The following is a 15,413-nucleotide window of genomic DNA, read 5'->3' on the forward strand; positions in this document are numbered from 1 at the left end:
CGCTTTTCTCTGTCAGAATTTCCGGAGAAACCCTGCTGACCCGGCGGCTTGTTTGCCGTTGTTCCGTGTCGATGGAGGCGCATTATAGGGAGTTCTGAAGGTACCGCAATACCTAAATGACAGAAAAATGACTGACTGCTGCATTCCACAGCAAAACCCCGCCTTATACCCATTTACGCACAGAGTTATCCACAAACGTGAGAAAAGCCAAAAATTCGCGAGCGTTGCGCAAACGTTTTCGTTACAATGCCCGCGCTAAAACAAGGATGCCCCGTAAGGGGCGTTAGCTGAGTTTTTCCGGTAAAAATTCAGCTAACGCTCTCTGTAATCGTCAAATCCAGGGGATTTACCATGCAACAACGTCGTCCAGTCCGCCGCGCTTTACTCAGCGTTTCTGATAAAGCCGGTATCGTCGAATTCGCGCAGGCACTTTCCGCACGTGGTGTGGAGCTGCTTTCTACCGGCGGAACCGCTCGCCTGTTAGCAGATAAAGGCTTGTCGGTCACCGAAGTTTCCGATTACACCGGTTTCCCGGAAATGATGGATGGACGCGTTAAGACGCTGCACCCGAAAGTACATGGTGGGATCCTCGGCCGTCGCGGCCAGGATGATGGCATCATGGAACAACACGGGATTGCGCCTATCGATATGGTGGTCGTTAACCTGTATCCGTTCGCCCAGACCGTCGCTCGTGAAGAGTGCTCGCTGGAAGATGCCGTTGAGAATATCGATATCGGTGGCCCAACGATGGTTCGCTCCGCCGCGAAGAACCATAAAGATGTGGCAATCGTCGTAAAGAGCAACGACTACGCTTCTATTATTAATGAGATGGATGCTAACGAAGGCTCCCTTACTCTTGAGACCCGTTTCGATCTGGCGATCAAAGCCTTCGAACACACCGCCGCCTATGACAGCATGATCGCCAACTACTTCGGTAGCCTGGTGCCCGCCTATCACGGCGAAAGCAAAGAACCTGCCGGTCGCTTCCCACGTACACTGAATCTGAACTTCATTAAGAAGCAGGATATGCGCTATGGCGAAAACAGCCATCAGCAAGCTGCCTTCTATATAGAAGAAGAGATAAAGGAAGCGTCGGTTGCGACTGCCCAACAGGTTCAGGGCAAAGCCCTCTCCTATAACAACATCGCCGATACCGATGCCGCGCTGGAATGCGTGAAGGAATTCAGCGAACCGGCCTGTGTTATCGTCAAGCACGCCAACCCGTGCGGGGTTGCGGTAAGCCACTCGATTCTCGACGCCTACGACCGCGCCTACAAAACGGACCCGACGTCTGCTTTCGGCGGGATCATTGCCTTTAACCGTGAACTGGATGCCGAAACCGCACAGGCCATTATCTCCCGTCAGTTCGTGGAAGTGATTATCGCGCCATCTGCTTCTGAAGAAGCACTGAAGATTACGGCGGCCAAACAGAATGTCCGCGTACTGACCTGTGGCCAGTGGGATACCCGCGTCTCCGGTCTGGATTTCAAACGTGTTAACGGCGGCCTGCTGGTTCAGGATCGTGATTTAGGCATGGTCACTGCCAGTGAACTGCGCGTGGTGAGCCAACGCCAGCCAAGCGAGCAGGAATTGCGTGATGCATTGTTCTGTTGGAAAGTGGCGAAGTTCGTGAAGTCTAACGCCATTGTGTATGCCAAAGAGAACATGACCATCGGAATAGGCGCCGGCCAAATGAGCCGCGTGTACTCCGCCAAAATCGCCGGGATTAAAGCCGCCGACGAAGGACTGGAAGTGAAAGGTTCGGCGATGGCGTCTGACGCCTTCTTCCCGTTCCGCGACGGGATCGACGCCGCAGCCGCCGTGGGGGTGACCTGCGTTATCCAGCCAGGCGGTTCAATACGTGATGAAGAAGTCATTGCCGCCGCTGACGAACACGGCATCGCGATGATCTTTACTGACATGCGCCACTTCCGCCATTAATTCCCGGAGCAGACGATGAAAGTATTAGTGATTGGTAACGGCGGGCGCGAACATGCGCTGGCCTGGAAAGCAGCACAGTCGCCGCTGGTTGAAACCGTATTCGTGGCACCGGGCAATGCGGGCACCGCGCTTGAGCCGACGCTGCAAAACGTGGCGATAAGCGCCACAGATATTCCCGCACTGCTGAACTTTGCGCAAAGTGAAGATATCGGCCTGACGATTGTTGGCCCAGAAGCGCCGCTGGTCATTGGCGTCGTCGACGCGTTTCGCGCCGCGGGCCTGACTATCTTTGGCCCAACGCAGGGTGCCGCACAGCTGGAAGGCTCAAAAGCTTTCACCAAGGATTTCCTGGCGCGTCATAACATCCCTACCGCGGAATATCAGAATTTTACCGAGATTGAGCCGGCGCTGGTGTATCTGCGCGAGAAAGGCGCACCGATCGTTATCAAAGCGGACGGTCTTGCCGCCGGGAAAGGCGTTATTGTCGCGATGACCCTGGAAGAAGCAGAAGCCGCGGTGCACGACATGCTGGCGGGTAACGCCTTTGGCGATGCGGGCCATCGGATCGTGATTGAGGAGTTCCTCGACGGCGAAGAAGCCAGCTTTATCGTGATGGTCGACGGCGAAAACGTGCTGCCGATGGCCACCAGCCAGGATCATAAACGCGTTGGCGACGGTGACACCGGCCCGAACACTGGCGGAATGGGCGCTTACTCCCCGGCACCCGTCGTCACTGACGACGTGCATCAGCGCACCATGGACCGCATCATTTGGCCAACCGTGCGCGGCATGGCGGCGGAAGGCAATACCTACACAGGCTTCCTGTATGCCGGGCTGATGATCGATAAAGCCGGTAATCCGAAGGTTATCGAATTCAACTGCCGCTTTGGCGACCCGGAAACACAGCCGATCATGCTGCGCCTGCAGTCCGACCTGGTCGAACTGTGCCTGGCCGCCTGTGACGGCAAGCTGGATGAGAAAACCTCCCGCTGGGATCCGCGTGCGTCATTGGGCGTGGTGATGGCAGCCGGGGGTTATCCGGGGAATTACAACAACGGCGATGAAATTCACGGCCTGCCACTGGAAGAAGTAGAAGGCGGAAAAGTCTTCCAGGCCGGAACCACACTGTCGGATGACGATCGCGTGCTGACTCACGGCGGCCGTGTGCTGTGTGTGACGGCGCTCGGTGAAACCGTGGCACAAGCCCAGAAACGTGCCTACGAATTAATGACGGATATTCACTGGGAAGGCTGCTTCAGCCGTAAGGACATTGGTTATCGCGCGATTGCGCGTGAGCAAGGGAAGTAAGTCTTTCAATTCGCCCTTTCTGTTCCGGAGAGGGCATTCCTGCTAGAAACTCTTTTCCTTCGGCTGCCAGGTGCAGAAGTCTTCATTCGCCACCAGCAACAGCTGTGAACCTTCCGCTGCTTCCAGCCACGCCACGCTCACTTCCACAGAGGAGTGGCTTTGACGTCGTTCGATGTGGTTAATTGCCAGGGTTTCTAAATCCGGCTTCACCGTCAGCCCTTCACAGGTCGTCACGGTGCGATTCGCATGCCAACGCCCCTGATGCAACACCACGCGCCCCTGACGCAATGCGTCGCTGGTTTGGCGGATATGCTGAGCCTGATAGCGGTACAGCGCTATCTGGTCGTTAGAGAGCTGCTGCTTCTGTCCATCCACTTCGCGCTGCATAAAACTGAGTTCGCCATGGTCATCAAAACGCACGCGAATATGCTCCTGCGGCTTGCTGTAAATGTTGAGTTCAATCAGAGAGAGCGTCTCACCCTGCCAGCGGTATTCGCTGGTTGAGGTATTTCCGCTGCGCCACGGGCTGGATACCGCGAGCAGATGAGTTTCATTATCGGAATCTTTACGCCAGATGCGCACCGCGCCCTGGTTGTCTGCATATCCGCTGGCGGTAAACGGCGGCAGAGAAGAATGGCTACTACATGCGGACAGCAACAACGCACCCACCAGCGGCAACGAGCGGCGCATGATGGACAAAAGGGGCGAAACCGCCCCTTCGTTAAAACTGTTCACCGGCATGCGGTCTTACTTAACAGCGTCTTTCAGAGCTTTACCAGAAACAAATGCCGGCACGTTGGCTGCGGCGATTTTGATTTCTTTACCGGTCTGCGGGTTGCGGCCAGTACGCTCAGCACGGTGGTTAACTTTGAAGGTACCGAAACCAACCAGTTGTACAGCATCACCTTCTTTCAGAGACTCAGTAATTGCAGCCAGGGTGGATTCCAGGGCAGATTTAGCCTGTGCTTTAGACAGGTCAGCCTTGTCCGCAATTACATCAATCAGTTGAGTCTTATTCATATGTTATCCTTACAATGTGTTTATCGCTTGCTAAGCATCGAGTGCGACGGAAATGCCTGAAAAGCACTCTCCTGCATACACGCACCGATAGCCACTTTTTTTCGCCTTCCAAATGTAGACCAGACGGGGGGCAGATGTGAAGCCTTCAGGCACGACAATTCGGACTGAATGTCACGTTTTGTGGCTTCATTGCTGAAAAATTATACCAATATTGCTCTCGCCAGCCTCACGGAGGTCTGCGCGCAGCCCTTTTATCAGTTCAATATCGCGTTCTTCACACTCGGCCAGAAGTCGGAATATTTCCCACTGGATGTCCCATTCCTGCTCTACCGCCGGGTTGGCTTTCAGCTCTTCATCCGTCATTTCACGACCGGCCTGGGTCATTTCCAGCATCGCTACGGTGGTAATAGAAGACTTACTGACTTCGATTGCATGTTCGAGCGTTTCACCGCTCAGACGTGAATGCACTAATTCGCTCAGCGCCACGCAGGCATCGATCGCCGGATAAACACCGTACATATCGAAATCATCGGCCACCGGGATCGCTTCTTCCAACTTTTCGAGCTGGCTATCGAAGTTCACCTTAGCGTCCTTCACGGTCAGGCTTTCCCAGATAAGATCGAGAATACGGCGATAAATCTGCCCATCGGCAAACTCTGTCTGCTGACAGAACACAGCGTAATTCGGGTACATACGCTCGCACAGGCAAGCCATAAAGGTCACGTGCTGCCAGCTTTCCAGTTTCTCAAGGCGCAGATGAATCGGATTTTGTAACATGATGAGTTCTCGAATGCGTTAATTGGCCGCAGTTTACCTGAATCAGGGCTGAATTGCTTGCCAGCGCTGGAATGCCGGTCGTCCGGAAGCCACCGCATCGGCCCAACGCGTCGGTTCCGGCAGGCGGTAACCCTGTGTACAGCGCTGAACCCAGGCCAAAGCCGTGTCCTGACTGACGCGATGACCGGTGGCGATAAACAGCGGATTACAGCGCGCTTTGCTGCGCCAGACCCAGCCCAGCTGCTCGCTTTTATCCATCAGCGGGGCCAGCGCGCCCGGTTCAGGAGACAGCGGATCAAACTTACCGCAAAGGCGTTTTTTCGCGACACCAATGGTGGGCACGTCCACCAGCAGGCCAAAGTGGCTGGCTACGCCCAGGCGACGCGGATGGGAAATTCCGTGACCATCGACGAAAAGCAAATCGGGTTTACGGGAAAGTTGCTCCCACGCTGCCAGCAGCGCGGGATATTCACGAAAAGAAAGGAATCCGGGGATGTAAGGCATGGTAGTGGGAATACGCGCTATCTGGTATTCCACCAGCTCCAGGCTCGGGTAACTCAGCAGGACGATCGCCGCCCGGGTGATTTCTCCGCCCTGCTCGAATCCGACGTCTGCCCCGGCGATCAACTGCGGAGGATCTTCATTGAAGCGATCCTCGCGGATCACTGACGATGCTAACGCCCGTTGCTGTTCCCGAAGAGTGCTCAGATCCATGCCGTATCCTTACTGGTGATAGTGTTCCGACAAACGGTGCACGGCTTCAACAAATGCACCCGCGTGCTCCGGCGGGACATCCTGATGAATGCCGTGCCCCAGGTTAAAGACGTGCCCTTCACCCTGCCCAAAGCTGGCCAGAATAGACGCCACTTCTTCTTCGATACGTGCCGGTTGTGCATACAGCATCGACGGATCCATGTTGCCCTGCAACGCCACTTTATCACCCACGCGACGACGCGCATCGCCAATGTCGGTGGTCCAGTCGAGACCCAGCGCATCGCATCCGGTTGCAGCCATCGCTTCCAGCCACTGCCCGCCGCCTTTGGTGAATAATGTCACCGGCACACGACGACCTTCGTTTTCACGCAGCAGGCCATCGACAATTTTATGCATGTAGTACAACGAGAACTGCTGATAATCGCGCCCGGTCAGCACCCCGCCCCAGGTGTCGAAAATCATCACCGACTGCGCGCCCGCACGGATTTGCGCGTTCAGATATAGGGTGACGCTCTTCGCCAGTTTATCCAGCAACAGATGCAGCGCCTGCGGATCGGCATACATCATCTTTTTGATAAGGGTAAACGCTTTGCTGCTGCCGCCTTCCACCATATAGGTGGCCAGCGTCCACGGGCTGCCGGAGAAACCGATCAGCGGCACTTCGCCTTTCAGTTCACGGCGAATAGTCCGCACCGCGTTCATCACGTAGCCCAGTTCCTGTTCTGGATCCGGAACAGGCAGCTTTTCAATATCGGCCTTGGTTTTCAGCACCGAGGTAAAACGCGGGCCTTCACCGGCCTCAAAATAGAGCCCCAGCCCCATCGCATCAGGGATTGTCAGAATGTCCGAGAAGAGGATCGCTGCATCCAGCGGATAACGACGCAGCGGCTGTAACGTCACTTCACAAGCCAGCTCGGCGTTTTTGCACAGCGACATAAAATCGCCGGCTTCAGCGCGTGTGGCCTTGTATTCCGGCAAATAGCGGCCCGCTTGTCTCATCATCCAGACAGGGGTGATATCAACAGGCTGGCGCAGCAGCGCACGCAGATAACGATCGTTCTTCAGTTCGGTCATGTTGGCAGTTCCTTTATGCGTCATGCGAGCAGTGTACCATCACTCATACTCTGCCCGACACATCGCCACCGTATCTTCAATTAAACGACGCGCGACGGTACCCGGCGGTGGCAGCAGAGGCAGGTTGTCGTAGCGATACCAGTTGGCTTCCAGTAACTCTTTCGGGTCGATGACTATCTCGCCGCTGTCGTAATCCGCCATAAATGCGGTCATCAGCGACTGCGGGAAAGGCCACGGCTGCGAGGTCACATAGCGCAGGTTTTTGACGCGGATGCTGCTCTCTTCCATCACCTCGCGAGCCACAGCCTGTTCAAGGGTTTCCCCGACTTCGACAAAACCGGCCAGCACGGTATGCACCCCATTACGATGGCGCGTGTGTTGTGCCAGCAAAATGGAATCGTCACGGCGGATAGCGACAATAATGCACGGCGCAATTTGCGGGTAATAGCGCTCCCGGCAGTGGCTGCACAGCATTGCCCATTCGGTTTTGCTCGGATGCATGGTGTGACCGCAATAGCCGCAGAATTTATGCGATCGGTAAAACTCAGTCAGCTGCACCCCACGCCCCGCCAGCTGGAACAGGCCAACATCCTGGTCCAGCACCTGGCGCACTGAGCCCATTTCCTGACGCTTATCCTGTTGGATAAGCCAAACGGGATCGCCCTCCCATTCGCCAATCTGCATCGCATGCTGGCCCACCAGACCGAATGCGTGTGCTTCGCCATGTGGCAATTCACCGTTGGGCAACCAGAGTTTCTGTTCGTGGCTGACTATCCACCAGCCACAATCTAATTTTTCAATTATACGATCCATATCTATTGCACTACCTTCGCTTCACTGGCACTTTGTTAACAGTGCTTTTACATTTTTGGGTGAGCTGTTTTCGCTCTTTCACATGCGGAGTCCATCATGCTAAACCAGTTAGAAAGCCTGACAGAGCGCGTTGGCGGCAGCCATCATCTTGTCGATCAGTGGCTACAGGTGCGCAAGCAGTTGCTCGTCGCCTATTACAATCTGGTTGGCATCAAGCCTGGCAAAGGATCGTATATGCGCCTCAACGAGAAAGCGCTCGACGATTTTTGTCAGCGTCTGGTGGATTACCTCTCCGCCGGTCATTTCAGTATTTATGAACGCATTGTCGGCGAATTGGAAGGTGAAAACCCACTTTTGGCGGCAACAAAACTCTATCCTCAGCTCGAAGGCAATACCGAGCAAATCATGAGTCTCTACGATTCCAGCCTTGAAACCGCCATTGATGATGATAATTGCATGGAGTTTCAGCAGGCGTTATCCAGCCTGGGCGAAGCACTTGCGGCGCGATTTGCGCTGGAAGACAGCCTGATTGCGCTGGCGATGGATAACAAACTGAACGGCAGCGCCAATGATGAAAATCAGATTGCGCGCCCGGCTTGAGTTCTTAACCGTTAACGCGTAATTTACATTCTTCACCTCGCCGCTGGCGGGGTTGTATCTTGTCGGAGTGCCCATTTGGGCTGAGACCGTTAATTCGGGATCCGCGGAACCTGATCAGGTTAGTACCTGCGAAGGGAACAAGAGTCACACATTTTTACGTCGTCTAATGGGCGCGTAATCTCTTCGTTCATCCGTCGTCTGACAAGCCATTTCTTTCACATACTGGAATGCGCTATGTCTACTACCAAACTCTCCCGCCGCGAACAGCGTGCACATGCCCAACACTTTATCGACACCCTCGAAGGCACGGCCTTCCCTAACTCGAAACGGATTTATCTCGCTGGTTCGCGCGATGATATCCGCGTCCCGATGCGTGAAATTCAGCTTAGCCCGACGCTCATTGGCGGCAGCAAAGACACGCCTCAGTTCGAACCCAACGAAGCCGTGCCGGTGTATGACACCTCCGGTCCCTACGGCGATCCAGATATTGTCATCAACGTTCAGCAGGGCCTGGCCAAACTGCGTCAGCCCTGGATTGAGGCGCGTCATGACAGCGAGCCGCTGGACGCGCGCAGTTCGGCTTACACCCGGGAACGGCTGGCCGATGACGGCCTCGACGAACTGCGCTTTACCGGCCTGCTGACACCCAAACGCGCCATCGCCGGTAAATGCGTGACGCAGCTGCATTACGCCCGCCAGGGGATCGTGACCCCTGAAATGGAGTTCATTGCCATTCGCGAAAACATGGGGCGCGAGCGCATTCGTGGCGATGTACTTCGCCACCAGCACCCAGGCGAAGGGTTTGGCGCGAGCCTGCCCGACAATATCACCCCGGAGTTCGTGCGCGATGAAGTCGCCGCCGGACGCGCGATTATTCCGGCCAATATCAACCACCCGGAATCCGAGCCGATGATCATCGGGCGGAATTTCCTGGTGAAGGTGAACGCCAACATCGGTAACTCGGCGGTGACGTCGTCTATCGAAGAAGAAGTGGAAAAACTGGTGTGGTCCACGCGCTGGGGAGCGGATACGGTGATGGATTTGTCTACCGGCCGCTACATCCACGAAACCCGGGAATGGATCCTGCGTAACAGCCCGGTGCCGATTGGTACGGTGCCCATTTATCAGGCGCTGGAGAAGGTCAATGGCATCGCCGAAGATCTGACGTGGGAAGCCTTCCGCGACACCCTGCTGGAGCAGGCGGAACAGGGCGTCGACTACTTCACCATTCACGCTGGCGTGCTGCTGCGCTATGTGCCGATGACCGCCAAACGCCTGACCGGCATCGTTTCACGCGGCGGTTCCATCATGGCGAAATGGTGCCTGTCGCATCATCAGGAAAATTTCCTGTATCAGCATTTCCGTGAAATCTGCGAGATCTGCGCCGCCTACGACGTATCTCTTTCCTTGGGCGATGGCCTGCGTCCGGGTTCGATTCAGGATGCAAACGACGAAGCGCAATTTGCTGAACTGCATACCCTCGGCGAACTGACCAAGATTGCCTGGGAATATGATGTGCAGGTAATGATTGAAGGCCCGGGTCATGTGCCGATGCAGATGATCCGCCGCAACATGACGGAACAACTGGAGCATTGCCACGAAGCGCCGTTTTACACCCTCGGGCCGTTGACCACTGATATTGCGCCAGGCTACGACCATTTCACCTCCGGCATTGGCGCGGCGATGATTGGCTGGTTCGGCTGCGCGATGCTGTGCTACGTCACGCCAAAAGAGCACCTTGGCCTGCCGAACAAAGAGGACGTTAAGCAGGGACTGATTACCTACAAAATTGCCGCCCACGCCGCAGACCTGGCAAAAGGCCATCCGGGGGCACAAATCCGCGATAATGCCATGTCGAAGGCACGCTTCGAATTCCGCTGGGAAGACCAGTTTAATCTGGCGCTGGATCCGTTCACCGCCCGCGCCTATCACGATGAAACCCTGCCGCAGGAATCCGGCAAAGTCGCGCACTTCTGTTCGATGTGCGGGCCGAAGTTCTGCTCAATGAAAATTTCCCAGGAAGTACGTGACTATGCGGCAACCCAGACTATCGAAGTGGGCATGGCCGATATGTCAGAAAACTTCCGCGCCAAAGGCGGTGAAATCTATCTGCGCAAGGAGGAAGTCTGATGTATCAGCCTGATTTCCCGGCGGTGCCGTATCGCCTCGGCCTGTATCCGGTCGTCGACAGCGTGGAATGGATAGCCCATCTACTGGAGGCGGGCGTGCGAACCATTCAGTTACGCATCAAGGATAAGACCGATGATGAGGTGGAAGCCGAGGTTACTGCCGCCATTGTGCTGGGTCGCCGCTATCGCGCCCGGCTGTTTATCAATGACTACTGGCAATTGGCTATTAAGCATCAGGCCTACGGCGTGCATCTGGGTCAGGAGGACCTGGAAACCACGGATTTGGATGCCATTCGCCAGGCCGGGCTGCGGCTCGGCGTTTCGACGCATGACGATATGGAAATTGACGTGGCGCTGGCGGTGAAGCCGTCGTACATCGCGCTGGGTCACGTGTTCCCCACGCAGACCAAACAGATGCCGTCCTCCCCACAGGGATTAGCGCAGCTTGCGGCACATATTGCCCGGCTGAAAAATTATCCCACGGTGGCGATTGGCGGCATCAGCCTCGATCGCGCCCCAGCTGTACTGGCGACCGGAGTGGGCAGCATTGCGGTAGTGAGCGCCATAACCCAGGCGCCAGACTGGCACATGGCTACCGCACAGCTACTGGAGATGGCGGGGGCGGGCGATGAACGATCGTGATTTCATGCGCTACAGCCGCCAGATCCTGCTCGAGGATATCGCCGTCGACGGTCAAAAAAAACTGCTCGCCAGCCGGGTACTGATCGTTGGCCTCGGCGGGCTGGGTTCTCCAGCGGCGCTGTATCTGGCCGGGGCGGGGATCGGCACGCTGGTGCTGGCCGATGACGATACGGTGCACATCAGCAACTTACAGCGGCAAATCCTGTTTACCGAGACGGACATCAACCGCCCGAAAGCGGAAGTGACGCAACGCCGGTTGTCACAACGCAACCCGGATATTCAGCTTATCGCGCTCAATCAGCATCTTTGCGGGGAAGTGCTCCACCAGCAGGTTCAGCAGGCGGATGTGGTGCTCGACTGCACCGATACCATGGCGAGCCGCCAGACGATTAACGCCGCCTGTGTCGCACATGGCACACCGCTAATCACCGCCAGCGCCGTCGGCTTCGGCGGGCAACTGATGGTTATCGCCCCGCCGTTAACCTACGGCTGCTACCGCTGCCTGTGGCCCGATGAACAGGAACCCGCGCGTAACTGCCGAACCGCTGGCATTGTCGGCCCGGTAGTGGGCGTGATGGGCACTTTGCAGGCGTTAGAAGCCATCAAATGGCTGACCGGCATGGAGATCGCGCAGGATGTATTACGCCTGTTCGATGCCCGCTCAGGCAACTGGCGATCGCTGACCCGCACGCGTTCACCCGATTGCCCGGTTTGCGGAGGTGCATATGAACGTTCTCGTTAACGAGCAACGCATCGAATGCGAAGCCGGGTTGACCGTCGCGGCCCTATTGTCACGGCTTGAACAGGATAACCCCGGTGTAGCACTGGCGCTCAATCAGCAGATTTTGCCGCGCACACGATGGGCGAATCACAGTTTGCAGGAAGGCGATGCGCTCCTGCTTTTTCAGGTTATTGCCGGAGGCTGACATGTTACGTATTGCTGATAAAACCTTTGAGTCACATCTGTTCACCGGCACGGGCAAATTTGCCACACCGGAACTGATGATCGATGCCATTCGCGCCTCAGGCAGCCAACTGGTCACCCTGGCCATGAAACGCATTGATTTACGCCAGCGTAATGACGCTATTCTTCAACCCCTTCTGGAGGCGGGTGTTTCGCTGCTGCCCAACACCTCGGGGGCAAAAACAGCAGAAGAAGCCGTGTTTGCCGCCCGTCTGGCACGGGAAGCATTGGGTACCCACTGGCTCAAACTGGAAATTCATCCCGACGCACGCTGGCTGCTACCGGATCCTATCGAAACGCTGAAAGCCGCAGAACAGCTGGTGAAAGAGGGATTCGTGGTGCTGCCTTACTGCGGTGCCGATCCGGTGTTGTGCAAACGGCTTGAAGAGGCGGGCTGCGCGGCGGTGATGCCGTTAGGCGCGCCGATTGGCTCAAATCAGGGCCTGGAAACCCGGGCGATGCTGGAGATCATTATCGCCCAGGCGACGGTGCCAGTGGTGGTCGATGCGGGCATCGGGGTACCGAGTCACGCCGCGCAGGCGCTGGAAATGGGGGCCGATGCGGTGCTGGTTAACACCGCCATTGCGGTGGCCGACGAGCCGGTGCGAATGGCCACCGCGTTTCGCCTTGCCGTTGAGGCGGGTTTACTGGCTCGTCAGGCCGGGCCGGGCGCGAAAAGCCGACTGGCTCTGGCCACCAGCCCGCTGACTGGTTTTCTGGAGGCGTTGTAATGGCTACCTTCACCGAACGCTGGAAGCAACTTAACTGGGACGACATCCGCCTGCGGATCCACAGTAAAACGGCTGCCGATGTCGAGCGCGCGCTCACCGCCCGCCAGCCCAGCCGTGACGATTTTATGGCGTTACTCTCCCCTGCCGCAGAAGCCTATCTTGAGCCATTGGCCCAGCGGGCGCAGCAGCTGACCCGTCAGCGCTTTGGCAATACCGTCAGCTTTTACGTCCCGCTGTATTTGTCGAATCTGTGTGCGAACGATTGTACCTACTGCGGCTTTTCGATGAGCAATCGCATCAAGCGTAAGACGCTGGATGCACAGGAAATCAGCCGCGAATGCGAGGCGATTCGCGCCTTAGGCTTTGAGCATTTGCTGCTGGTCACTGGCGAGCATCAGACCAAAGTGGGGATGGACTATTTTCGCCGCCATCTGCCAGACATTCGCCGCCAGTTTGCCTCCTTGCAGATGGAGGTTCAGCCCTTATCACAGGCCGAGTACGCGGAGCTGAAAACGCTGGGGCTGGACGGGGTGATGGTGTATCAGGAAACCTACCATCCAGCGGTTTACGCCCGCCATCACCTGAAGGGCAATAAACAGGACTTTTTCTGGCGGCTGGAAACGCCGGACCGGTTAGGCAACGCCGGAATCGATAAAATCGGTCTTGGAGCGCTGATTGGCTTATCGGACAGCTGGCGGGTGGATTGTTACATGGTGGCCGAGCATCTGCTCTGGCTGCAGCAACATTACTGGCAAAGCCGTTATTCGATTTCGTTTCCCCGACTGCGGCCCTGTACCGGCGGCATTACGCCTGCATCGTTAATGGATGAGCGCCAGCTGGTACAGGCGCTGTGCGCGTTCCGGCTGTTGTCGCCAGACAGTGAGCTGTCGCTGTCGACCCGCGAATCACCGCAGTTTCGCGATCGGGTGATCCCCATAGCAATTAATAACGTCAGCGCCTTTTCGAAAACCCAGCCCGGCGGGTATGCCGATAATCATCCAGAACTGGAGCAATTCGCCCCACACGACGGACGTCGTCCGCAAGAAGTGGCTCAGGCGTTGATCGCAAGCGGTTTACAGCCCGTATGGAAAGATTGGGACAGCTGGTTGGGGCGCAACTCGCAATAATCAGGCAACGCTTGCAGCATGTTGAATAAGTCCCTGAAGCTGCCTCGCAGGGTGCTTATTTGGGTGTTGCCGGAGAATCTGGCGCACCCTACGCTGCTCGGGTCAGCATGGATTGTTGACCAGGGCGGTCATTCCTTCCTCTCCCGCCCTGCCCTCATCACCCAATGTCACGTATAATTCATCATATGAATGAATTGGCATTACCCTGTTCCTGACTAACATACTTTTGCTATTCGCCTGAGGGAAGGCGTCCTGAGAAATGAATATCCTTAGTAGAAAACTATCCTTTACTCGCCCAATACTGGTGAGTTTTGCTGGGCTCCTGGTCGGTTTTATCCTCATTGCGGCACTGGTGATCTTGAACCAACGCAGAGATATTGTGGATTCTTATCATGAGATTAACCGTAACTTCACCCGTAACTTGGCGGTGAATTACACCTCATCCCTGCTGGATGAAAATGATCATGTCCTCGATCGGGCCGCCCGTTTCTACGCCCGTAACAATGAACTCAATAATACAGTGAATATTGATCCCCGCGGCGGGCTAGAACGGTTGATGCAATTACTGGTCCTTCTGCCGAGGGTTTCTTCCATCTCCATCGCGGATGATGAAGGCCACTACCTGCGAGCCCCGCAGGCAGCCAAAGATAAACCCGTAGGGATTTTTGATCCGCGTACTCGCCCCTGGTTCGCTCATCAGGCAGATTCCAGCACGTACAGCCGTTACACCGAAGCGTATAAGGATTTTTTTACTCACGAGCAGACCATTGCTTTATATCGCCCGGTGGTCTCTCCTGAGGGAACGCTAAAAGGGACGCTGGCTTTCCATCTGGATCTGTCGGCCATGAGTACGACCCTGCGTCAGATGCAGTCCCCAATACAAGGCACTTATTTTGTCGTCAACCGGGCAGGCCAGGCCGTTCTTCATCCTCATACCAGCCAAATTTTAAAGACACTCATCGCCCCCTCGCTGATGAAAAAGATGACCAATGGCGAAGGCGTGGTTTATGACAAACAACATGACGCCTGGGTTTACTATTACTCTTTTGCCAATCCGGATTGGTTCGTGATCTTGCAGGTCTCCGACACCACACTCAGCGCACTGATTCGCCATGAAACCCTCACGGTAGTGTGGGGCTTCGCTCTGGCGGCAATTCTGATTGTGCTCTTCGGTCTCTATCTGTGGCACGCTTCCCGGACAGTGCTGATGAACATTATTAATGCAATCAATACAGGCGATATCAAACAGGCCCCCAAACTTGAGGCGACCCTCAGCAAGGCCATTATCTCTAACAAAGAACGTGAATTGACGTATGTGCGACAGGCGACAGTTGATGCCCTGACCGGCTGCAAAAACCGCAGGGCGTTTGACTCAGAAGTAGCCGCGCTAATAAACGACAATCAGCCTTTTGCCCTGTCGATGGTCGATATCGATAATTTCAAATCAATCAACGATACCTGGGGACACCTTAGCGGCGATATTGTGTGTAGTGGTCAACAAAAACTGGCCACCACTTTAGAGTTTTTCCAGTATCGATTTTCCGATTCGTTGGGGGATAATCCGCCGTTATAT

15 protein-coding genes, 1 pseudogene and 1 riboswitch are annotated in these 15,413 nt (G+C 55.8%); of the genes and pseudogenes, 10 read left to right on the plus strand and 6 right to left on the minus strand.

The features are described from left to right. Positions 1-351: 351 nt before the first annotated feature. Positions 352-1,941 carry a bifunctional phosphoribosylaminoimidazolecarboxamide formyltransferase/IMP cyclohydrolase gene (gene purH / locus ACG0Z5_RS22940; protein ID WP_394451383.1) on the plus strand — a complete coding sequence of 530 codons (1,590 nt, stop codon included), beginning with the start codon at positions 352-354 and terminating at the stop codon, positions 1,939-1,941. 15 nt (positions 1,942-1,956) lie between these two features. Continuing rightward, the gene (gene purD / locus ACG0Z5_RS22945; RefSeq protein WP_394451384.1) at positions 1,957-3,249 is read left to right on the plus strand and encodes a phosphoribosylamine--glycine ligase; all 1,293 of its coding nucleotides are present in this window, start codon (positions 1,957-1,959) and stop codon (positions 3,247-3,249) included. 42 nt (positions 3,250-3,291) lie between these two features. On the opposite strand, the gene ACG0Z5_RS22950 is transcribed toward purD, so the two are convergent. From ACG0Z5_RS22950 to nudC, 6 genes are all read right to left on the minus strand, one after another. Further along, the gene (locus ACG0Z5_RS22950) at positions 3,292-3,984 is read right to left on the minus strand and encodes a DUF1481 domain-containing protein (protein ID WP_394451399.1); all 693 of its coding nucleotides are present in this window, start codon (positions 3,982-3,984) and stop codon (positions 3,292-3,294) included. Positions 3,985-3,996: 12 nt separating this feature from the next. Then, positions 3,997-4,269, minus strand: coding sequence for a nucleoid-associated protein HU-alpha (hupA, locus tag ACG0Z5_RS22955; protein ID WP_006816568.1), 273 nt, complete (start codon positions 4,267-4,269; stop codon positions 3,997-3,999). Between the two features lie 186 nt (positions 4,270-4,455). Further along, a complete protein-coding gene (locus ACG0Z5_RS22960) occupies positions 4,456-5,046 on the minus strand; it encodes a YjaG family protein (protein WP_394451385.1) in 591 nt (196 codons plus the stop codon). 42 nt (positions 5,047-5,088) lie between these two features. Continuing rightward, positions 5,089-5,760, minus strand: coding sequence for a deoxyribonuclease V (nfi, locus tag ACG0Z5_RS22965; RefSeq protein ID WP_394451386.1), 672 nt, complete (start codon positions 5,758-5,760; stop codon positions 5,089-5,091). A 9-nt stretch (positions 5,761-5,769) separates the two neighbouring features. Continuing rightward, a complete protein-coding gene (gene hemE, locus ACG0Z5_RS22970; protein WP_394451387.1) occupies positions 5,770-6,834 on the minus strand; it encodes a uroporphyrinogen decarboxylase in 1,065 nt (354 codons plus the stop codon). Positions 6,835-6,873: 39 nt separating this feature from the next. After that, complete coding sequence (gene nudC, locus ACG0Z5_RS22975; protein WP_394451388.1) at positions 6,874-7,647, minus strand: NAD(+) diphosphatase; 774 nt, start codon at positions 7,645-7,647, stop codon at positions 6,874-6,876. Between the two features lie 96 nt (positions 7,648-7,743). Between nudC and rsd the strand changes: the two genes are divergently transcribed. The 8 genes and pseudogenes from rsd to ACG0Z5_RS23015 form a co-directional block, all read left to right on the plus strand. Then, positions 7,744-8,247 (plus strand): sigma D regulator, encoded by a 504-nt coding sequence (rsd, locus tag ACG0Z5_RS22980; RefSeq protein WP_394451389.1) that lies wholly within the window; start codon positions 7,744-7,746, stop codon positions 8,245-8,247. Between the two features lie 53 nt (positions 8,248-8,300). Further along, positions 8,301-8,401, plus strand: a riboswitch (TPP riboswitch). Between the two features lie 80 nt (positions 8,402-8,481). Further along, positions 8,482-10,377, plus strand: a complete 1,896-nt coding sequence (thiC, locus tag ACG0Z5_RS22985; RefSeq protein WP_394451390.1) for a phosphomethylpyrimidine synthase ThiC — start codon at positions 8,482-8,484, stop codon at positions 10,375-10,377. Further along, positions 10,377-11,018, plus strand: a complete 642-nt coding sequence (gene thiE / locus ACG0Z5_RS22990; RefSeq protein WP_394451391.1) for a thiamine phosphate synthase — start codon at positions 10,377-10,379, stop codon at positions 11,016-11,018. The genes thiC and thiE overlap by 1 nt, the downstream gene beginning before the upstream one ends. Beyond that, the gene (locus ACG0Z5_RS22995) at positions 11,005-11,760 is read left to right on the plus strand and encodes a HesA/MoeB/ThiF family protein (protein WP_394451393.1); all 756 of its coding nucleotides are present in this window, start codon (positions 11,005-11,007) and stop codon (positions 11,758-11,760) included. Before thiE ends, ACG0Z5_RS22995 begins: the two co-directional genes overlap by 14 nt. After that, positions 11,744-11,944, plus strand: coding sequence for a sulfur carrier protein ThiS (gene thiS / locus ACG0Z5_RS23000; RefSeq protein WP_394451394.1), 201 nt, complete (start codon positions 11,744-11,746; stop codon positions 11,942-11,944). Before ACG0Z5_RS22995 ends, thiS begins: the two co-directional genes overlap by 17 nt. Position 11,945: 1 nt before the next feature. Continuing rightward, entirely contained in the window at positions 11,946-12,713 is a 768-nt protein-coding gene (thiG, locus tag ACG0Z5_RS23005) for a thiazole synthase (RefSeq protein ID WP_394451395.1), read from the plus strand. Then, the gene (gene thiH, locus ACG0Z5_RS23010; protein ID WP_394451397.1) at positions 12,713-13,840 is read left to right on the plus strand and encodes a 2-iminoacetate synthase ThiH; all 1,128 of its coding nucleotides are present in this window, start codon (positions 12,713-12,715) and stop codon (positions 13,838-13,840) included. The genes thiG and thiH overlap by 1 nt, the downstream gene beginning before the upstream one ends. Positions 13,841-14,099: 259 nt before the next feature. Beyond that, positions 14,100-15,326 (plus strand): annotated as a pseudogene (locus ACG0Z5_RS23015) (cache domain-containing protein); the annotation flags it as partial. Between the last annotated feature and the right edge of the window lie 87 nt (positions 15,327-15,413).

The organism is Scandinavium sp. M-37 (assembly GCF_043558715.1).
GTDB lineage: Bacteria > Pseudomonadota > Gammaproteobacteria > Enterobacterales > Enterobacteriaceae > Scandinavium > Scandinavium vulneris_A.